Genomic DNA, 21,830 nt, shown 5'->3' with positions numbered 1-21,830 from the left:
CGCCTCTTCCTTGCGCCATCCGTTAATTAGACGCAACACCTGGGACAATGCTGCAATATAAAATCTAAAAAGAAGTTAAAGAACAAACCTCCCATAAATCTGCATTAGCTATGCATCTTTTATGGGAGGTCATAACGTATCAAAACGTTCCAAACATATTTCTATTTATCAACAAGCTTTAAAGCTCATATCCAGTCCTTTCACCGAATGAGTCAAAGCGCCGACCGAAATGAAATCAACACCACACTCTGCATAATCGCGCAATGTGTCGAATGTGATACCACCCGAAGATTCTGTTTCATAACGCCCGCCAACCATCTCTACAGCCTTTCGGGTCATCTCTGGAGTGAAGTTATCAAACATAATACGGTCTACTCCACCAAGGTCGAGCACTTGCTGCAACTCATCAAAATTGCGCACTTCGATTTCGATCTTCAGATCTTTTCCTTTCGCTTTGCAATATTCCTTGGCGCGCATAATAGCCTTGTCAATACCACCTGCAAAGTCGACATGATTATCCTTCAGCAGTATCATATCGAACAATCCGATGCGATGGTTTACTCCTCCACCAATCTTTACTGCCATCTTCTCAAGGATACGCATACCCGGTGTCGTTTTCCGCGTGTCAAGCACACGGGTTTTTGTACCTTTCAGTTTTTCAACATATTTATGAGTCATTGTAGCAATTCCACTCATACGCTGCATGATATTCAGCATCAAGCGCTCGGTTTGCAGCAACGACTGCACTTTTCCTTCTACAATCATAGCTACATCACCCGGTTTCACTTCAGCTCCGTCATTAATGAAAACTTCGACTTTCATCGTAGGATCGAAGCGACGGAATACTTCTTTAGCAATCTCTATACCTGCCAGGATTCCAGCCTCCTTAATCAGAAGTTTCGACTTTCCCATTGCTGTTTCGGGAATACATGAAAGAGTGGTATGGTCACCGTCGCCGATATCTTCGGCAAAAGACAAATCAATCAGTCTGTCTATCAATTCTTGTTCCTTACTCATTTGTCTTATCAATTCTTATTTGATGTATTAAATACTTGTCACCCGTTTTTTTAAAGAAGCAGTTTACACGAAACTTGCCATTAGCCGTTGTCAGAGTTCCCACAATAAAGCTCGATTCATCGCGTTTGCCCTGATGGTTCACCCGAAAATCACTCACTCGATTTCCAGAGAAGAAACGGGCCATTTTATTCGTTGCCGTTCGTTTGTCTGCGCGTTCGGTATGTTTCTGAATAACCAGTTCGACCTCATTGCCCCAATATTTACCAAGCTCCTGAGAATTTCCCTTTTTAAAGGCCATCACAAGCGCATTTGGCACCTCTTGAGCAAAAAGCATAGGCAAACAAACAAGAAAGCCAGCCAGCAATAAAATAACTCGCTTTTTCATTTACACAATTATTAATGATAGGCAAAGGTAAGCATTTATCCCAAAATACAAGAAAAAAGTCTTATATTCTTTATAAAACAGGCCATAACGCACCATAATTTCTCTATATTTTGCCCCCAAAAACAACCTACCAGCAAGCGAAGAACATACTCCCAATATGTGAAATCGGTAAAAAGCCCTATCTTTGCAACCAAAACCAGAAACTTATGAAGACAATATTACTCGTCGTAGGGCGCACTGTAGAACAACATTTCATCACAGCCATTAACGACTACGTACAACGCACGAAACGTTACCTGCAATTCGAAATAGAAGTAATACCCGAACTGAAAAATACCAAAAGCCTCAGTACCGACATCCAAAAGGAAAAAGAAGGAGAACTCATTCTGAAGGCATTGCAACCTGGCGATGTTGTCGTATTGCTGGATGAAGGAGGTAAAGAAATGCGTTCCATCGAATTTGCCGACTACATGAAACGCAAAATGAATACAGTCAACAAACGCCTGGTTTTCGTCATTGGAGGTCCATACGGCTTTTCCCAGCGGGTATATGAAGCTGCCCAGGAGAAACTTTCACTATCGCGTATGACTTTCTCGCATCAGATGGTCCGCCTTATATTTGTCGAACAGATATACCGTGCCATGACTATCCTGAACAATGGCCCTTATCACCACGAATAAGGGAAAAAAAAGTGCAATGGCTTGTGCACTGACAGTGCACTAACTACTGCACTCTGAGTGCACAAGTTATTGCACTGTGAGTGCAGCAGTTAGTGCACTTTTATTTCTCAAGAGCGTGAAACCTGAAAGCCTAAATTAGAAAGCGACATCTCTACAAAACGTGCCCGCGGATTAGGAGCATGCTGAGTCAGCAATTCACGTATATGCAATGCTGCCTGCGGATCTTTGGCAACCATGTACAAATAGCCTCCCCCACCGGCACCAGGCAGTTTATAACCTAACGTATAATCTTTAATAAGGTTTATAATCTGTTCTACCGCAGGCGGATTTGTTCCACTGTCCAAAGCCTTGTTCTGCTTCCACGTTTTACCCACCATCCGTCCGAAAGCATCAAAGTCGTTCCGTTGGATCGCTTCTGCCATTTCCAAAGCATGCGTCTTCATTTCTGCAAGCAAATCCAGATGGACAGATGAGTTCAGAAACATGCAACGTACTATTTCAGCCAGAATCTCTTTAGCTGTACGGGTGATACCTGTATAATAAAGAAGGTGACAGGCACGGAACTCAGGATGGGTAAACAAATGGTCAGGCAACCAACGCACCAACGGATTCTGAATAAAGCCCGGTTCGGTCTGCAGCAACTTAACGCCTTGCAATACCCCACCGTACTGATCTTGCCAACCTCCACCGGTAGTAAGCAGCTGTTCCAATGCCAAAGTACGCCGACAAATTTCATTCTTATCCCAGGCCAACCCGCAAAAATCGCTTAACGATCCCAATACCGTCGAAGCCAATATCGAGCTTGTTCCTAAACCGGAACCTGCCGGAATAGCAGACAACAATGTGATTTCGATTCCTGTACCGAATGCTTCCAGCTGTTTTTCCAAAGAAGAATAAGTAACTTCCGAGAAAGCCGGCACAAAACCTGCCAGCGCCAAAGCTGCCTTAGGAATGGAGAAAGGAGAACCCACCTGTCTGTAATCCTGCAACTCATCAAAAGTAGACACCACCTCCATTGCTCCCATATCAATGGAACGCAACACAATGCGCAACTCTTTACAAGGTTTCACATACACCTGCAAAGGAGGTTGCCCGTTGAGTTCGATGGCCATGTTGACCACATTGCCACCGGCAAACAAGGAATATGGCGGAGTATCAGTCCATCCACCTGCTACATCAATGCGGACCGGACTGCGTCCCCATACAATCTGGTCACTGTAGACATTGAGATGCGGGCGACTCTTCTTCGCATACATATCGGCCAACAATCCTTCACGCAACAGGGCAAACGCACCCTGTTCGTCGGCCTTGAAATCTTTTCCACCCAACTTTTCTATGCGGGCACGCAACATCCGATTATGGATACGCTGCATCAACGGAGCATCATCAGGCAGTAGTTCAGGAGCAGGAAGCCCATAATGAGCAAATTCTCCGGCTATATCATCCAAATCTAACTGATAAAAAACGCTTTTCTCGTAATTGGCAGCCAAAGTCTCCAGATTCTTTTTTCTGAAACTTTCACGTTGTGCATACAGCAGCCTAAGATCGGCTTGTGCCGAGATCTCATCAGCCGAAAGACGTTCACTCTGCAACCAAATGTCTTTCCCTTTCTTAGACATTGGATCTGTGACCATCCAGTTCAGCACTTTCCCCATCTGTTCCGCATCAGACACAACCGGGAATAGCGAAGCTGCCTGCAAATCATCGGTTCGCTTACTCCAGCCTTCTGCTGTAAGTCCCCGCTCATCCAGCCAACGCAAGAAAGGCTTTCCCAGGAACATAGTCTTCTCGTCCTTCAAATCTCCCTTGAATACATCATCGAATCCATAAGGACGAACAGCCCAACGGGCTTCACTCAAAGGCACTACATCCACACAAACTCCGTCTGGCAATTCCAACTCCCAATTATTATATGGTACACCGGTAATAATCTGCCGTTTGCCCAACTTCCAACGTTCGCCTACAAAGCTGTTCTCTATCCACACATTATCATTATCCGAGGAAAAGCCGACATGTATCTCTGCATTCTGTACAAAAATAGCCGGATTCGGTTTCATCTTCCGATGGATAATCTGTCGCTGGTCATACACTTTGTTCTGTAACGTAACAGTAGACGACAACAGTTCGCGACTGGTTCCATAATGATAAAATTCACCTCCCGGCAAAGGCAATATCGCTACCGACAAGGCATTCAGTTCCTCGTCTGCAATACGCGGATGATTGCCCAATGCCAATCCGAAATCAGAATACAAATCGTAGTATCTCAAATCGGAATAAGGCTTTCCCGAACCATCATCAGGCTTTTGGGAGCGTTTCACCAATAAATCGACAGCTCTGTCGCTCAAAATCCATATACCGATATCCATCAGGAAAAGATGAGTCTTTGACAACTGCCCCAATTCGGCCAAAGTAGGTTTCTGAAGCATAAAGTCCAAAGCTTCCGGCTGTTTACGATCGGAAACAAACACCCCGTGATGAGTAGCCAATACAGGGTCTACCCACAATCCGTAACACACCACGTCTGCTTCAGGAATATCCTGCAAAGATTCTTCAGCCCGTATATAGACGTCGCCGCTGGCAATCAGCGTACGCAGTTTTTCGGGAGCGCGCTCCATGATTTTTTCATAAAGCGACAATTGCAGGGAAAGTAGATTTTGCCCCAGCCGTTGTCCTCGTGCCCAACGGAATACCGGAATAGGAGTAAGTATTTTGCCGGAAGGAGCATACGACGGTAGCCGCCGGCTTTGCCCGCCGGCATGAAGTAAAATACGTTTTTCAGTTTTGTCGGCATTCTGACGGCACCGAGCCCACTCTCTGAGTAACCAGGCAGTTCCACCTCCCGACCCTAATTTCACACCGACAGGATCTGATGTACAGAACCATTCCTTAGGGTCAACCTTCTCTAATTCATAAAAAGCCGAAACCAAATTGGGCGGCAAAGACAACATTTTTTGCATAGTGGCTATAAGATTAGCTAATGTTAAGTAAGTGCAAAATAAAGCAATCTTAGGCAAATTACATAACCTGATGATTATTTATTGCATAATTATAGGTAAATATCATAAAAAACATTATTTTAGCGCGCTTTATTTACAATAGTTCGTTAAAAATTAGCCTAGCCTAAGCGGCTCTGGCAGTAAATAAAATGAGTTCTTTGAAAAGTTTGTCAATTAATTGCGTGTTTGGTTCAATCCCAGACACGCAAATAAATCGTTCAAGCATGTAAGCATTGTGTATGACTGACTTGCATGATGATATGGAATATTTTATTCCCATCTTCTTACAGGCAGCCTTGGCGAGGTTTATCGCTGCAAGTGATGCATTAAAGTGGAATGCCAGTTTCCTGAAGTCTGTAGACTGACAGTTTGTTATTCCTGCATGTTGCTTGGCATCCCGAAAGCAGAATTCGAGTTGGAAACGTGTCCTGTAAAAGTCCAGTACATCCTGTGCGTTCTGTATTTCGTTTGTAGAGAAATACAGCTGCCATTTGTCCGTTCTTCCATCCATGGGATACCATACAGCCAGGCTCACAAAGCGTTTGAGTGCTTTGGAGTATGCTTTCAGTCCGTAAAGTTTACCCTTGTTTACTTTGTATTCGGTACATCTTGTAATGTCCAGATATTCAAAGTCAATCTTTCCGTCATACAATTTTGGACGTCCGCGTTTTCCTGTCCCATTTTCTAAGGTGGGATAAAACAACGCTGCATCATTTCTGAAACGGCTTATAACGTGGAATCCGTTCTCGCATAATGGTTTGATGAAAGTTGCCTTTGAAAAGAACGCATCACATACGACAGTGTCGGAAATCCGTTTCAGATGTTCCTGTATGCTGATAAGGTAAGAACTGTACCAGTCTACAAGATTCTTCCCGCGGCTTTCCAGCGTTGTGTTGTCAGGTGTCTGTACAGAGGCCAAAGTCATACATTCATGGTTGTCAACGTCTATAACTCCAATACCGGTTATCTCCAGTCCGCGTTTGTATTCGCCGGCACAACCGGACCAGAAATAGCCAATCCACGGTGTTTTGCTGCCGGATTTTGGAATGAAAGACGGATCAATGGCTATTGCCTTGCGACAGCCTTTAAGGTGTTCTCTGATGATGGCTTCATTGAAGGAAAACCAGTCAAAGTCATCATTCTCAAAATTGTTGCGGTATGTCTGTTCCGAGAAACATCCATATCGTCCCATTTGCAGGAAATTGATGCGGTCAGGTATAGCCATGAATAATTTCATTGCATCCATGAATACTTTCTGAAAAGATTTGCTTATATTTACAGCTGATTCGAGAGCGTTTCTGCACTCGGATTGGTATTGCATAAGGAGTGATTCTTTAGTCATAATTAAAAGTGGTGAAATACTTCTAATTTACTAAAAATCAGTGAATTATGCAATACTCTTCCTCTTTGTCTTCAGCTGTTTAGCATATATTTTCATCCCTTTTCTTACTCCTTAACGATTCATTCTTGACAGTATTTCAATGATCTCTTTAATGTAATTTTGAACCGGCTAACACCGATTCTATTGTTTTATTTTTATTTATCGGTAAAAATTTACCGAAGTATTGTTATTTATAAAAGAACCATTTACTAAAAAAGGAATCTGTTTATGAGGAACATTTTATTTATCTTGTGTTGCTTCTTCTCCGGTCTTCTTTTAGCAGACAACGTGACCGTAGAACAGGCACAGTCGTTAGCCGCGAACTTCTTTCGGGCAAGTACCCAGACTCGTAGCGCATCACCCCAACTACAACTGGTATGGGACGGGGAAGATCCGTCAACCCGAACTTCGGCTACAGAACCGGCTTTTTATGTATTCAACCGTACCGATTCAAAAGGATTCATTATCGTTGCCGGTGATGATGTAGCCATGCCTGTATTGGGCTATTCATTCGAAAACTCATTCAAGACCGAAAATATGCCAGCCAACCTGAAAAACTGGCTGCTGGGACTGAAAGATCAGATCAATGAAGCTAGAAACAATCATTTTACAGCCTCTGCCACAACGGAGCAAGCGTGGAAGAATGCAAGTGATGTTGTGGGCGACATAGAAGTAGAACTGGAAACCGCCAAGTGGAACCAGGATGCTCCATACAATGACAAATGTCCCATGCTGAGCGGCGAACGAACTGTCACAGGATGTGTAGCCACAGCCATAGCTATTATTATGAAATATCACGAATGGCCGGACTGCGGAGAAGGCACACTGGAAAGTTATACATATAAAGCTGCCAACGGTAGTACCCAAACAGTCCCTTCCCACACATTAGGACATGCCTACAACTGGAATAACATGCCTTTAATATATGACAAATCCACATCTGCCGAATCGGAACAGGAAGTCGCCACTTTGATGTACGACTGTGGAGTAATGTCGAAAGCGACTTATAACGTAGCCTCAACAGGAGGTACAGGCGCCACTACCCAAAACGCGATAACAGGTATGATTAACCATATGAAATATGACAAAGGCGCCCGAATACTTTATCGTAGCTGGTACTCGGACAGCGAATGGCATAAAATGGTGAAAGAAGAACTTGAAGCCCATCGTCCCGTTCTGTACGGAGGATCCAATAAACGAAATGAAGGCCACCAATTCGTATTGGACGGATATACCAGTAACAATTACTTTAGCGTAAACTGGGGATGGGGAGGATATTCCAACGGTTATTATCTGCTGTCTGGCCTGAATCCTAATGATCAGGGTATCGGTGGAAATACCGGTGGATTTACCGTAGGACAAGATGCTGTGTTCGGACTGAAGAAAGCAGAATCCAGTTCGGAATATGCAGACATACTGGCCATTGCTCAAAGCACCGAAGGAGGCAAAGGACTCTATACCAACGAAAAGAACATCCAAACAGGCAAAGAATTTACAATCTCTGCAGAATACATCTTTAATTTTGGTTTAAGCACTTTCAACGGTGAAATCGTAGTTACCCTATTCGATAAGAATGGACAAGTAAAAGAAGACATTAGTGAAATAGCCGGTGTACAAGACCTTGATCCGTTCCATGGAGTTGGCGGCGACATACCTTGTACGATTACACAACCCATCAAAGGTGGTGACCGAATCAAAATGCGTTTTAAAGGAAGTAAAGGTACCGAATGGCAAGTAATACCTGCCTACGATGAAAGTATCCCTGGAGAAATTCTTGTCCGTGAGGAAATAGCAAGTGTAGAAGAAGCCACTTCTTTCACTTACAACAAGACTAGTAAAATCATTACGCTGAACACTGCAGTCGATATCGCCTATAAGTTGACTTCAAATGATAATAAAGTAATAAAAGAAGGTACAACCGACGATTCCGGAGAAATCAAAATAGATACCAATGAACTGGAAGCCGGCACCTACACCATTGTATTAACTGGTGAAGAAGACAGTAAAACATTGAATTTCACCATCGGAAACAAGTAACAAGCATTTTTCTTACTAAAAATCAGAACTTCATATGAAAACCATACAGAAATATATATTATTCTCCCTCATCGGTTTATCCGCTGTTGCCTGTAAAGACGACCAGGAAGAATTGGGCGGAGGCGAAAAAGTAGAAGTAACCTTTACGACCGAAGTGCAGACGCGTGCATTGACAAACGTTACTACCGATATTGAAAAGGACGGAGAAACAATGAACGTATTCGTTCTCGAAAGCAGTTCAATCACTTCCGGGCAAGAAGTTCCCACTTACCAAGCCACCAGACAAAGCGGTTCCTGGAAAAGCAACCCTGTTCTGGAACTGACCAGTGGACAGAAAAAATATCTTCGTGCGTTCTATCCTTATAGCGCCAATATAGGAACTCCGGATGCTATAGCCATCGAGATCAATAGCCAGACAGACTACCTGTATACCGGCACGGCAGTTCAGGCTACTTACGAAAAACCTTCTGTGAAACTGACATTAAAGCATGCTCTTCCCATATTGGCTTTCAACATTAAAAAAGAAAACTACGACGGTGAGGGCAAGCTGGAACAAATCACCATTGAAGGAAAGAATTTCTATACCCAAGGAACTCTGAATATTGCTTCTGGAGAAATCAAAGGAAGCACACAGGAAAAATTCTCAATCACTTGTAATAATACCCTGTCTGCCGAAGGATGGAAGGAAGATATGCCCGACATGTTCTGCATACCTTTCACTTCATCCGGTTCAGATGTGAATGTCACCTTCAAAATAGATGGTAAAGACTATACCTGCCCTCTACCTAAATACGGTATAGCCCAAGGCGTTAAATACATCTTCCGTGCAGCCATGACTGCCAAAGGAATCACTATTTTCGATGCACCCGAATTAGTATCACTCAACTCTGACAATGACGACATGAGCCAATTCAGCTATGGAATGCTGAGAATTACACACAATAGTCTAACCTTCACCCCACCTACATTCTCTGGACTCAATATCACAGGAAACATAGACTGGGGAGACGGAAAGACAGAAATATACAGCACTGCCGCCCAACATGAGTATGAAAAGGACGGAGAAAAAACAGTGACACTGGAAATGTGGGGAGCAGAAGAAGTCACACTTCCTAAACTGACAGGAGTAACAGAAATAGACCTGACCGAATTCTAAGGCTATTCACCAATAGCTTGCAGCAACAGGTCAGGGAGTTTCCATGTAGCTCCTTTGATATTTAAAATACGGTTTTTACCTTCAAGCGTCAGAGCAAAAAGCATCTGGCGCTTGTCTTTTTTACCCACCACACGAGTAATCAGCTTCTTGCTTTCTACCGAGCGAATCACTTTCGAAGCATTCGAAGCAGATAATCCCAACGCCTCAGCAATTTCGCTTGCAGTCAACTGAGTACGGTCAAGCAACGTGCACAACAGCATGCCTTCATTCAGAGACAGATCGTACATTTGTACGAACTGTCCCTCAAATTCTGCAATAGCCCTGTATATATCACGAATCTTACACAAAGTTTCCATATAACCGACGTTTTATTAGATGAACAGATTTACATTAGCCTTGTCTGCACGTTCCATATAAGTGGCTACACCGCCTATTGTCACTTCATCGAGCAACTCTTCCCGACTAATTCCCATCATATCCATCGACATCTGACATGCTATAAACTCCACTCCCTGTTCCAATGCCTGGGCACGCAACGATTCTAACGAATCAACTCCCTTGCGCTTCATCAGAAAACGCATCATGCGGCTTCCCAAACCGAACATATTCATTTGCGAAAGTTTCAGTTTCAATGAACTGGACGGAAGCATCATACCGAACATTCGGCCAAAGATGTCTTTCTCCACCTTAGGCTTTTGTACTTTCTTCAGCACATTCAAGCCCCAGAAAGTAAAGAAGATGGATACCTTCTGTCCTGTAGCAGCGGCTCCATTGGCCAGTACAAAAGTGGCTAACGCTTTGTCCAGATCATCACTAAACAAAATCAATGTCTTTCCACGTCCAGATGGAACGGGCGTTGCCGTCGAGCAACTATTTCCTTTCTCTATTACTACCGTATAACGTCCTTTCGACTCACTTTTTCGGATCAGCTTATTGCCGGTTGTATCACACCAGGCCGACGCGTCGCGTGCAAAACCTGCATCAGTCGCAACCACTTCTATCTGTTGCCCTGGCTCGGCATGATCCATTGCTTGTTTCACCTTCATAATAGGTCCCGGACATTGCAAACCACACGCATTAATCTTCACCACCGGTGATTCACAAGCGCAGGATGATACTTCGTCTGAAACTGCTTCAGATTTGTAACATACTGTTTCGTCCGCAACCGGAACCGGCACAGAAGCTACAGCAGCCGAATAGGTTTTGTAACCGCCGATCAGGTTACGTACCCGTTTATAACCGTTCCCTATAAAAATGCGTTGTGCCAAATAACCACGCAAGCCAACAGCACAGAACAACACTACCGGCTTATCCGAAGGAATCTCCGACAAATGGTTACGCAACTCATCAAGCGGAATATTGACTGCTCCTGGAATAGAACCAAACGAGTATTCCTCTGGAGTACGGGTATCAATCAACATTACATTTTCTTTTTCTGCCAACAGTTCACGCCAGGTTATTGCAGGCATAGCTCCGCTAATAATATTAGAGGCTACGTATCCGGCAATAGCTATAGGATCTTTAGCCGACGAGAAAGGAGGAGCATAGGTATGTTCCGTCTCCATCAGATCGTACACTGTACCACCGCGCTTAATCAGTCCGGCAATCTGGTCAATACGCTTGTCTACTCCTTCGTAACCTATACATTGGGCACCATACAGTTTTCCCGTTTTAGGATGGAATGTCAACTTCAAAGTCAGCGGAAGGGCATCCGGATAATAACCCGCATGTGAAGCCGAATGAGTCACAGAACTGCAATAGTCCATTCCCCATTGTTTCAACCGCTTGGCAGCCAGTCCTGTCGAAGCGACTGTCATATCAAATACTTTAGCAATCGAAGTACCAATAGCTCCTTCGTATGCCACCACGTTCCCCAATGCCATGTTGTCTGCAACAATACGCCCTTGTCTGTTAGCCGGATTAGCCAAATAATTCAGCCAAGGCTTGCCTGTCAACGGATGCGGATATTCGATGGCATCGCCTACTGCATAAATGTCTTTAATGGATGTCTCCAGATGCTCGTCCACCCAGATACCACCAGTTTCCCCCAATCTTAATCCGGCTTGCTTGGCCAAGTCCGTAGCGGGACGCACTCCGATAGACAGCAACACCATATCAGCAGGAATCGTTTTACCACTTTTCAGAAAGACGTTAATCCCCTTATCCGTCCGTTCGAACCGAGTTACGCCCTCTTCCAGATAAAGTGCCACTCCTTTTTGAATCAGATGCTGATGCACAGGAGCTGCCATCGAGAAGTCGATAGGTGCCATCACCTGATTCCCCATCTCTACTACAGACACATGAACACCGGCATGATGCAAATTCTCAGCCATCTCCAAGCCAATGAAACCAGCCCCGACTACTACAGCGCGCTTTACGCATTTCGAACTGATGTATGATTTTATACGATCCGTGTCTTCTACATTGCGCAAAGTGAAAATGCCTTCCAAATCTATTCCCTCCAAAGGCGGCCTTACGGGTGTAGCCCCCGGAGACAGGAGCAACTTGTCGTAACTCTCTTCATACGTACTGCCATCCGCCTTTCGAATAGTTACTTTCTTATTATCGGGCTGTATAGATATCGCCTCATTCTCAACCCGCACATCTATACGAAAGCGTTTACCAAACGACTCTGGTGTCTGTACTAATAGTTTTTCACGTTCGGCAATCACGCCACCTATATAATAAGGAAGACCACAATTGGCATAAGAAATGTACTTGCCTTTTTCCAGCAAAACAATTTCTGCCTTTTCATCTACTCTTCTCAATCGCGCTGCTGCTGTTGCCCCACCTGCAACTCCTCCAATAATCATGTATTTCATCATTCAACTATTCATTTTAAGTTCGCACATATTTTAGTTTATGATGCAAAGAAAATATTTATTTTCCAATTATATATAATTTCCAATGGAAAATAATGTTAATTGATTAATATAATGCAAGAAAAGTATAATTATAAATAGGAATAGAAATAGTTACTTTAAACAAAAACAAGTACAAAGAAACAACTAAGAAAAAAACATGCTTATAATAAAAATGGCATGTATACGATGCAGATAAGCTATCTGTCTCATATACATGCCACCTTCCCATTCATCTTTTTTTTAAAGGAATGAAACGGGATCAGCTTTTATCTATTACCAACCTAAAGCTGACAAACCTGCATCCTGATACCAGGACATCGAACGGTAAGCGGTAGCTCTGGAAGCATTATTGCCGGGAATATACTGGGTAATACCATTAGCACCCTCCATCGAGAACATACCTACTACCTGCGAGTAATTCTTTGCAGTCGTATTCCAATAAGCGATGGCATCATCAAAAGCCTGTTCCCAAGTTGCAAATGAATCTTCGTCCAGAATCTCCTGCATCATCTGTTTCAGGTCGAAATATCCCACGTAATCTCGTCCCCATCCGTCATGATCGTAATCAAACACCTTCTCCATCAGCTCAGCATTATCAACATCTTCCTGCGGAAGCAATTGGGCCGTTATCGAAGCCAATTCCTGCAAAGCACTCGTACGCATCACACAAATGGAAGTACCACCGGTCCAATTATTGTTGGAAATACCGATTCCACCATTATAAATCGCTTCGTAGGATGCAAAATACACTTGAGCCATCCGAACAGCAGCATTATCCTCCGCCATCAGCGGCACCAGTTTATCATAAGGAGCACCCGGTCCCGGGTTTTCAGTGGGAGAACCGATGTAATAATCAGTAAAATTACGCAATTCGTAAGCTACTTCGACAGACGACATAAAGCATGCATCGAACATGATAAAACTAAAATGCGGCGTCGTTTTCAATAAAGAAACCAGCTCCGAGATATTCATCCGGTGATCGCCATCCGTTTTATCCTGCCCTACCCAACGTGTCGAAGCTTCTCCATAAGGAATCCAGCCATCGGCATGAGACCAGTATATCAGTCCGTAACTTTCAGCTTCAAAATTCGGACTGGAAAATACGGCATCAAACACTTCACGGGTTTCCTCCAAGCCACACGAATTACGGTCCTCATACTCACGTACAACTTCCTCCACAACCGTATCACCCGACTTTTTCAGTTCCACAAGACGTGGAGAATCACCCGTATCCAGATATACCAGCAGATGTAAAGCTGTAGCATCCGCCTCCTGCATTCCCTGCTTCATCTCCGCCAGATCCTTAAAAGCAAACGAAGACAAGCTGTTATCACCTGCAATATACACCAAAACCGTTCTTTTATAAGGTCCAGGTTCGGGATCATCGCTTCCACACGACGTTACCAAAAACATCAATAGCAAGAAAGGTAATATAAGCCAATTCTTTATCATGTCGATTTCAGTTTAAACTACAGATTATTATTCTTCCGGTTTCTTAAATGAAAAATCAGAAGGAGCAATGGATTGCAATTTCAGATTTCCTTTCACATATTTACCTTTTACCTTACTGGCTTCTTTCTGAAGTTTATTTTTGTTTTCAGAAAAATAAATCATACACGTATAATCCGGTTTCGCCAACTCATATTCCAGATAATTCTTCAGCTGATAAGAATAGAGTTCACGTTGTGGTAAAAAACCCCGCTTATCCAAAACTACACTGTCAAGCATTTGAATTTCCGTATAATACACAATCGTGTCATTGAACGAAGCCGCCACACCAAAAGCATAAACTTGTTTTTCTTTCTCTTTCTTCATAGAAAACGCCGAGCACAGCGTAAACACCAGTGTTACAGCCAATAAAATACGAAGATATTTCATAGGTTTCTTTAATTATATAGTTTGTTAATACTAAAATCCGTACAAGCCAAATGTTTCACATTCAACTGCATTTGCCGCAAAGATATAAAAAAACCGGCTGCCTGACGCAAGGCATACCGGTTTTTAATACCTTCTTTATTTGTCGGAAACTGATATTTCTTATTTATCCCAAATAAGACTTGAGCAATTTACTACGATTACTTTGTCTTAATCTTCTAATTGCTTTTTCCTTAATCTGACGAACACGCTCACGAGTGAGACCAAATTTGTCGCCGATTTCCTCCAGTGTCATTTCCTGTTGTCCGATGCCAAAGAACATCTGAATGATTTCCTTTTCGCGCTCGGTTAACGTAGAAAGAGCTCTATCAATTTCCCTCGCAAGAGACTCGTTCACCAACGAGCGGTCGGCCATAGGAGAGTCGTCGTTGACCAGCACATCAAGCAGACTGTTATCTTCTCCTTCCACAAAAGGCGCGTCTACCGAGATATGACGTCCCGACACCTTCAGCGTATCCGAGATTTTGTCTACCGGGATTTCCAGCTCATCTGCCAATTCTTCGGGCGACGGACGACGTTCGTTTTCCTGCTCAAACTTCGAGAAGGCTTTGCTGATCTTATTCAGCGAACCCACCTGATTCAACGGCAGACGTACGATACGCGACTGCTCGGCCAAAGCCTGCAAAATGGACTGACGTATCCACCATACTGCATAACTGATAAACTTGAAACCACGTGTTTCATCAAACTTTTCGGCTGCCTTTATCAGACCCAGATTACCCTCATTAATCAAGTCGGGCAAACTCAAACCTTGATTCTGATACTGCTTGGCTACAGATACAACGAAACGCAGATTGGCACGTGTCAACTTCTCCAATGCAACACGGTCACCCTTACGGATGCGCTGAGCGAGCTCTACCTCCTCTTCGACAGTAATAAGGTCCTCACGGCCAATTTCCTGTAAGTACTTGTCAAGAGAGGCGCTCTCTCTGTTAGTGATACTTTTAGTGATTTTTAATTGTCTCATCCTATAAATACGTATTTGGGCTACAAAGTTACGACTTTTTCTTTTGATGTTCAAAAACTTATCCCAACTTTTTTGCCTGAATTCAACAAATACATAACAAAAAGGACACCGATAAATATCATATCGGCATCCTCTTTTTCTTTTTTGTTTGCGATTATTACAATCTTCTTACCTTATTACCTTTTCCTTTACGGCAGAACGGTTAAAAATACCATTTCTCAAAAGTCCGGCATTTTATCCCCGTTCCGGCCTATAGCGGGTGTCATTCCTGGGACAAGTCTACAGCATAGCTTGCACGTTTGCCCGACGGGAACATACCAATAATGAACAATACCTGCTCAGGAGTTCTGGAAGCTTCCTTCATCACATTTTCCAAATCGTCAACCGTCTTCATCTGCACACCGTTAGCTTTCAGGATAATGAATCCCTTACGGATTCCGGCATCACTCATCTTACCGCTGCTGACACCTGTCACTTCCAATCCGTAACCCAAGTTCAGTTGTCTCTTCACCTCTGCACTTACAGGACGGAAGGCTGCACCCAAAATGTCCATATCGGCATTCTTTATAATCTTGGTAGTGCCCTGTTCGTTCTTCAAAGTTACTTCTACAGTCTTTTCTTTCTTGTCACGAATCAGTTTCACTTTCACCTTGTCGCCCGGACGATATTTAGCAAGAGCTTCCTGCAGGTCGGCAAACTTATGGATTTCTTTTCCGTCCATACCTACAATCACATCATCTACCTTAATATCGGCACCGGCAGCAGAACTACCCTCTACAATTTCTCTTACCCAAAGTCCGTCTATAACTCCAAACTTATCTCTGGCCTCTTTCTTAATCTCACTCAGTTTCTTTCCGTTTTTCTGATCCGAAACCTGAGTATCACCCGGTTCTTCAGCCAATTCCGTCACACTGACACCCAGCTTAGCACGCTGAACTGATCCATATTGCTTCAAATCAGCTACAACCTTCTTCATAATACTGGTCGGAATGGCAAATCCATAACCGGTATTCGAACCTGTCGGAGAGAACAAAGCCGCATTGATACCAACCAATTCGCCACGGGCGTTAACCAATGCACCACCACTGTTTCCCTGATTAATAGCTGCATCTGTCTGAATATATGATTCGATACCTTGTTTGCCAGTCATCTGTCCCATACCCAATGAACGGGCTTTAGCGCTGACAATACCGGCCGTAACCGTAGAAGTCAAGTTGAACGGATTACCTACAGCCAATACCCATTCACCCACTTTCAAAGCATCAGAATCGCCGACCGGAATAGTCGGGAAATCATCTCCTTCTATCTTTATCAAGGCTAAATCGGTTTCTTCATCTGTACCGATAATACGACCCTTAAACTGACGGTTATCATTCAACGTAACACTGATTTCATCAGCACCGTCAATCACGTGATTGTTAGTCACGATATATCCGTCCTTCGAAATAATGACACCCGAGCCGAAGCCTGTACGTTCGGGAGTCTGTATCTGACGTTTTTGCGTACCACCACGCCCGCCAAAGAAATCACCAAAGAAATCATAAAAAGGATCTCTTACTTCCACTTCCTGCACTTTGGACGATTGTGTAGAACGGATATGTACAACACCGTGAACGGAATTTTCAGCAGCTTGTGTCAGATCCACCGGCTGAGCGGCAGCTCCACTGAATGCAGCCAGATTTACACCCGGATTGGGCTCAAACATCTGATCGAATGACTGATTGGCATATTCTGCCTTTTGCATTAATTTATAGGTAGTGATACCTGCAACACCTGAACTCAAGAGTACGATTGCCGCAACTCCCAAGATGTTTTTTGTTGTCTGTTTCATATCCTTTTTTACTGTTTAAAGTGTTAATATTCGAGTTTCGTTTAACATTACGACGTTAAAATAACGACAAAAAACGTTCAGTTATTCCACTTGTCACCTTTTTTTGTTCTCTTTTAACAGAGAGGTTTTTGAGCTTAACAGCGGTTAACGACGAAAGCTGACAATTTTGCATTTATCTACTATTCTGACATGTTAAAAGACTGACAGATAGGACATGACAGCACTTTAAAGCTTTACTACTCCTATTCCCGGCAAATCCGAAAGGGTTATTTTTCCACCCACAACCTCCATTCCCTTGAAACGGTCGTTACTGATAAGCAAGTTTCCGTCAAGGTCGGCAAAGTCAACAGCCGGAGAAAACTGGGCAGCCGCCGAACAAGCGCACGAAGTCTCCGTCATACAACCCACCATCACCTTCATATCCAGTGCACGCGCCAATGTCAGCATCTTCCACGCCTCACGCATACCGGTACATTTCATCAGTTTGATATTGATACCCGTAAAAGCCCCTTTCAAAGACGGAACATCCTTCAGACGTTGCACCGATTCGTCAGCAAATACAGGCAAAGGACTCTGCTGGGTTACCCAGGCAATATCATCCAACTGCTCTTTAGGCATCGGTTGTTCGACCATAACAATTCCCTGTTCCTTCAGCCAGTGAATCATGTCCAACGCATGCTGCCTGTCCTTCCAGCCCTGATTGGCATCGACCGCTATCGGCAAATCAGTAACCGAACGAATGGCCTTTATCATTTCCTTATCGTTGTCACGTCCCAGCTTCACCTTCAAGATATTATAAAGCTCGGCACACTCTTCGGTCTTTTTGCGGACCACGTCAGCCGTATCAATACCTATTGTAAACGTTGTCGAAGGAGCTTTTTCCTTATCCAGTCCCCATATTCTGTACCAGGGAGCCTGCAACAGCTTACCTACCAGATCGTGCAAGGCAATGTCTACTGCTGCTTTTGCTGCCGTATCTCCCGGCGAAAGACTATCTACATACGCCAGAATATCCTCCAGTTGGAAAGGATCGCTGAACTGCCCCAAGTCCACCTTCTGCAAGAAAGCCAATACGCTTTTTACTGTCTGCCCCAGATAAGGCGGCATGGAAGCCTCACCATAACCTATTATGCCATCGTACTCAATCTCGACCTGCACATCGGGAGTAGTCGTACGCGAATAAGTAGCTACCGTAAAAACATGACGCAATTGCAATTCGTAGGGGAAGAAACGCATTTTCATTTTAGGAGCTGACCCCTGCTTATTAATATTAAATAGGTGTATTTTCTTTTTCTTGGTATCTGCCATAGCCTCCTCGGCAATCATTCCGGCACCCAGTGTTGCCAGAACAGCAGTCTTAAGGAAATCTCTTCTGTTTGTCATAACTCTGTAATTAGTCCGACTCCTCCACTCCCCAGCGATAATACGGATTGGTATCGGTTGTGTTCAATTCATCCATTTTATTTATATAAGGTATCACGCGCGTAGCAAACAACAGACGCCCCCGATTGAAAGCATCAAACAACGGATCGGAAGCATCGAGACTGCTGACATGTACATCGCCTTGAGAGTGAATAAAGCGCCCCTGCCCGATGTAGATGCCCACATGAACCACGCGCGCCTTCCGTTCGGCAGTGGCCGGACTGCCGAAAAACACCAGATCGCCAGGCTGCAGATTACTGAAATCGGAAGCAATCTCGATATGCTCGCCTACATAAGCTTGCTGTGAAGCATCACGCGGTATAATCATATCGTGCATGTACAGCACCGTCCGCACCAACCCACTGCAGTCCATTCCTTTCGAAGAAGTCCCAGCCCACAGATAAGGTACCCCAATCAGTGTATAAGCCGTCTTCAGAATAGAACCGGGATCCTTTTTCAAAGACTTCCGCCATTGTTTTTCGGGACAAGCATCTGCCTTCTCCACATATCCGGTGCGACCATCGGGATAAGCCACCTTATAAAAATCCTTCTTACTTCCCAGCCACTTCAGACGATTGCCTGCCACGATATCCGATACCGTCTGCGAACGACGGTTGGGAGCAGAATATACAAAACCATAATGAGTCGTGACAACAATCTTCTCCGCACGGTTCCAGTCCGCCACCTCTGCACTGTCCATCAGCCTGACACCTGCCCGATGCACCCAGGCAATATAATTATCCGGAGTCTGTATCCGATACCAGCCGTCGAACTGAAGCACACGAACCGGCATCCCCAATAATGCCTGAGTCGTCATCTCCGAAGCAAAGTCGGGCTTTACATGCAAGTTACACACCGACAGATTAACTACTCCATACGTTTTTCCTTCCAAAGCCGCCTCATCGGGAAGCACCTTCATACAGTCCATCACCTCGTAACCGGCCTTTCCAAGCCCTTGCAGCAAAGCCTCTTTGGCCGCTGCAGCCGTAGTCACTCCCCTCAGCATCATCTTCCGGCCGGAAACCGTATAATCAGTCTGGAACAATGCTACCCGTCCGTCGGGAGCATAAACCTGTTTCAAACTATCCGTCAGCCGAATCATATCTGCCGGCAAATCGTTACTTCCGACACCGGAAGCCTGCACCAATGAAGTCAAAAACAGGGAAAAGAGAAATAAATGAATAGTTTTTCGCATCTGCCAAATTCTTTTTGATAGTGTTTCTGTTAGCAAAGCTACAAATTATTTCTTTTGAGAGGGAGAAAAAGGGATAATTTTATTTTATACTGTGACGCGTTTACATTATCTTTGCACGCCAGAAGCAGTCGGTCGGTCTGTCGCTTGCGCCTTGTGCGTATGAGGAAAGTCCGGGCAACACAGAGCATTCCACTTCCTAACAGAAAGCTATCCGCGAGGGTAGAGTAACGCAGAAGAAAATAACCGCCACAATCTTCGGATTGCGGTAAGGGTGAGAAGGCGGGGTAAGAGCCCACCAGTCTTGTGGTGACGCAAGGGCTGTGTGTCTTGGAAGTTGTAAGGTCATGTAAACCGGCGCCACGAGAGTTGCTCGCTCCATGTCGGAGGGTAGACCGCTAAAGCTCGTATGGCAACATACGGCTCAGATAAATGACAGACAATTTGTCTTGACAGGACTGATAGATGAAAGGCGAATGCCCGAATCGAAACACGGCCCGCCAGGACAGATTACAGAACCCGGCTTACAGACCGACTGCTTTTTCTCTTTCTTTCTTCAATCCATGGATTATGAACAAACGTATAGCCACACTCTGGAAGTTCCTGACCTACGACATCTGGCGTATTACGGAAGACGAAGTCACCAAAACGACTTTCTCTCTCTATAACATCATCAAGACCATCTATCTCTGCGTTTCCCGCTTCGCACAGGATCGTCTGGCCAACAAAGCAGCCGCACTGACTTATAGCACCCTGCTCGCCATCGTACCCATCCTGGCCATTCTGTTTGCCATTGCCCGTGGATTCGGATTCGACAACCTGATGGAACACCAGATCATCAACGGTTTTGGCGGAGTCACAGGGACTACCGAATTCATATTCCAGTTTGTCGACTCCTATCTGTCGCAAACCAAGAGCGGAGTCTTCATCGGAGTAGGCCTTATCATGTTGCTTTGGTCCGTACTGAACCTGATCAACAACATGGAAATTACCTTCAACCGCATCTGGCAGGTAAAAAAAGCACGCAGCATGTACCGCAAGATAACAGATTATTTCTCCATGCTCCTGCTGATGCCAATTCTGATTGTCGTGTCAGGAGGTCTTTCCATTTTCATGAGTACCATGGTAAAGAACATCGAGGACTACACCCTGCTTGCACCACTTGGCAAGTTCCTGATACGGCTGATACCTTTCGTACTGGCTTGGGGCATGTTCACAGCCCTCTATGTCTTCATGCCCAATACCAAAGTCCGCTTCAAGCATGCACTGATTTCGGGCATTCTGGCCGGTACCGCCCATCAGGCATTCCAGTTCCTGTACATCAGCAGCCAGTTGTGGGTGTCGCGCTACAATGCCATTTACGGAAGTTTTGCCGCTCTTCCTCTGTTTCTGTTATGGCTCCAGATTTCGTGGACCATCTGTCTGTTCGGTGCCGAGCTGACGTATGCCGGACAAAACATCCGCAATTTCAGTTTCGATCAGGACACGCGCAGCATCAGCCGGCGTTACCGCGACTTTGTATCGATGCTCATCATGTCCCACATCACCAAACGGTTTGAAAAAGGAGAAACTCCCTATACGGCAGAAGCCATTTCGGAAGAGTGCCAGATCCCCATACGGCTTGCCAACCAAACACTCTACGAACTTCAGGAAGTCGGACTGATACACGAAGTGGTAGTCGACGCCAAAAGTCAGGACATCGCTTACCAACCTTCGATGGACATCAACCAACTGACCGTAAACATCTTGCTCAACCGGCTCTATACCCACGGATCAGAAAACTTCAAGATAGACAAGGACCACGAATTCAGTTCCGAATGGAAAGCCTTGATGAAAGCCAGAGAGGAATACTATAACAGCACCCAACAATTGCTGGTGAAAGACTTATAACAATTATCTCAACTTTGACTTCGTCGATTTTCAATTCGCAAGCTCAAGTTGCAGTTGACAAGCAACAAGTTGACGAG

The 21,830-nt window shown here is 44.5% G+C and carries 16 protein-coding genes and 1 other RNA gene; 5 read left to right on the top strand and 12 right to left on the bottom strand.

Features of this window, described 5'->3' with window-relative positions:
- Positions 1-168 precede the first annotated feature (168 nt).
- Positions 169-1,017, bottom strand: a complete 849-nt coding sequence (gene nadC / locus BQ5591_RS09885; protein WP_022164460.1) for a carboxylating nicotinate-nucleotide diphosphorylase — start codon at positions 1,015-1,017, stop codon at positions 169-171.
- Positions 1,010-1,402: a DUF4783 domain-containing protein gene (locus BQ5591_RS09880; protein ID WP_022164459.1), complete on the bottom strand. Its 393-nt coding sequence runs from the start codon at positions 1,400-1,402 to the stop codon at positions 1,010-1,012. Before BQ5591_RS09880 ends, nadC begins: the two co-directional genes overlap by 8 nt.
- 206 nt (positions 1,403-1,608) lie before the next feature.
- Between BQ5591_RS09880 and rlmH the strand changes: the two genes are divergently transcribed.
- The gene (gene rlmH / locus BQ5591_RS09875; protein ID WP_071149167.1) at positions 1,609-2,082 is read left to right on the top strand and encodes a 23S rRNA (pseudouridine(1915)-N(3))-methyltransferase RlmH; all 474 of its coding nucleotides are present in this window, start codon (positions 1,609-1,611) and stop codon (positions 2,080-2,082) included.
- A 107-nt stretch (positions 2,083-2,189) separates the two neighbouring features.
- Here the strand turns inward: rlmH and BQ5591_RS09870 are convergent, their stop codons facing one another.
- Entirely contained in the window at positions 2,190-5,048 is a 2,859-nt protein-coding gene (locus BQ5591_RS09870) for a bifunctional fucokinase/fucose-1-phosphate guanylyltransferase (RefSeq protein WP_262483113.1), read from the bottom strand.
- A gap of 154 nt (positions 5,049-5,202) precedes the next feature.
- A complete protein-coding gene (locus BQ5591_RS09865; RefSeq protein ID WP_071148854.1) occupies positions 5,203-6,420 on the bottom strand; it encodes a transposase in 1,218 nt (405 codons plus the stop codon).
- A 267-nt stretch (positions 6,421-6,687) separates the two neighbouring features.
- Here BQ5591_RS09865 and BQ5591_RS09860 point away from each other — a divergent pair, with 267 nt between their 5' ends.
- Positions 6,688-8,496 (top strand): C10 family peptidase, encoded by a 1,809-nt coding sequence (locus tag BQ5591_RS09860; protein ID WP_071149165.1) that lies wholly within the window; start codon positions 6,688-6,690, stop codon positions 8,494-8,496.
- Positions 8,497-8,530: 34 nt separating this feature from the next.
- Positions 8,531-9,652, top strand: coding sequence for a fimbrillin family protein (locus BQ5591_RS09855; protein WP_071149164.1), 1,122 nt, complete (start codon positions 8,531-8,533; stop codon positions 9,650-9,652).
- 2 nt (positions 9,653-9,654) lie between these two features.
- Here the strand turns inward: BQ5591_RS09855 and BQ5591_RS09850 are convergent, their stop codons facing one another.
- From BQ5591_RS09850 to BQ5591_RS09815, 8 genes are all read right to left on the bottom strand, one after another.
- Positions 9,655-10,008 carry a MarR family winged helix-turn-helix transcriptional regulator gene (locus BQ5591_RS09850; RefSeq protein WP_071149163.1) on the bottom strand — a complete coding sequence of 118 codons (354 nt, stop codon included), beginning with the start codon at positions 10,006-10,008 and terminating at the stop codon, positions 9,655-9,657.
- A 15-nt stretch (positions 10,009-10,023) separates the two neighbouring features.
- The gene (locus BQ5591_RS09845) at positions 10,024-12,474 is read right to left on the bottom strand and encodes an FAD-dependent oxidoreductase (RefSeq protein ID WP_071149416.1); all 2,451 of its coding nucleotides are present in this window, start codon (positions 12,472-12,474) and stop codon (positions 10,024-10,026) included.
- A gap of 315 nt (positions 12,475-12,789) precedes the next feature.
- Positions 12,790-13,863: a clostripain-related cysteine peptidase gene (locus BQ5591_RS09840; protein WP_235817083.1), complete on the bottom strand. Its 1,074-nt coding sequence runs from the start codon at positions 13,861-13,863 to the stop codon at positions 12,790-12,792.
- A gap of 132 nt (positions 13,864-13,995) precedes the next feature.
- A complete protein-coding gene (locus tag BQ5591_RS09835) occupies positions 13,996-14,394 on the bottom strand; it encodes a hypothetical protein (protein ID WP_022164451.1) in 399 nt (132 codons plus the stop codon).
- Positions 14,395-14,557: 163 nt separating this feature from the next.
- Positions 14,558-15,418, bottom strand: coding sequence for a sigma-70 family RNA polymerase sigma factor (locus BQ5591_RS09830; protein ID WP_008766632.1), 861 nt, complete (start codon positions 15,416-15,418; stop codon positions 14,558-14,560).
- A gap of 262 nt (positions 15,419-15,680) precedes the next feature.
- Entirely contained in the window at positions 15,681-17,249 is a 1,569-nt protein-coding gene (locus BQ5591_RS09825; RefSeq protein WP_071149161.1) for a trypsin-like peptidase domain-containing protein, read from the bottom strand.
- A gap of 225 nt (positions 17,250-17,474) precedes the next feature.
- Positions 17,475-18,632 carry a dipeptide epimerase gene (locus BQ5591_RS09820; protein ID WP_071149160.1) on the bottom strand — a complete coding sequence of 386 codons (1,158 nt, stop codon included), beginning with the start codon at positions 18,630-18,632 and terminating at the stop codon, positions 17,475-17,477.
- A 10-nt stretch (positions 18,633-18,642) separates the two neighbouring features.
- Positions 18,643-19,866: a C40 family peptidase gene (locus BQ5591_RS09815; protein ID WP_071149159.1), complete on the bottom strand. Its 1,224-nt coding sequence runs from the start codon at positions 19,864-19,866 to the stop codon at positions 18,643-18,645.
- A 124-nt stretch (positions 19,867-19,990) separates the two neighbouring features.
- Here BQ5591_RS09815 and rnpB point away from each other — a divergent pair.
- Positions 19,991-20,406, top strand: an RNA gene (rnpB, locus tag BQ5591_RS09810) — RNase P RNA component class A.
- 27 nt (positions 20,407-20,433) lie between these two features.
- On the top strand, positions 20,434-21,753 hold the full coding sequence (locus BQ5591_RS09805; RefSeq protein WP_022164445.1) for a YihY/virulence factor BrkB family protein: 1,320 nt from the start codon (positions 20,434-20,436) through the stop codon (positions 21,751-21,753).
- The last annotated feature ends 77 nt before the right edge of the window (positions 21,754-21,830 follow it).

The sequence above is a fragment of the Bacteroides ndongoniae genome (assembly GCF_900108345.1).
Lineage (GTDB): Bacteria > Bacteroidota > Bacteroidia > Bacteroidales > Bacteroidaceae > Bacteroides > Bacteroides ndongoniae.
Note: the sequence above shows the minus strand (reverse complement) of the source record. Positions and strands in the feature narration are given on the sequence as shown.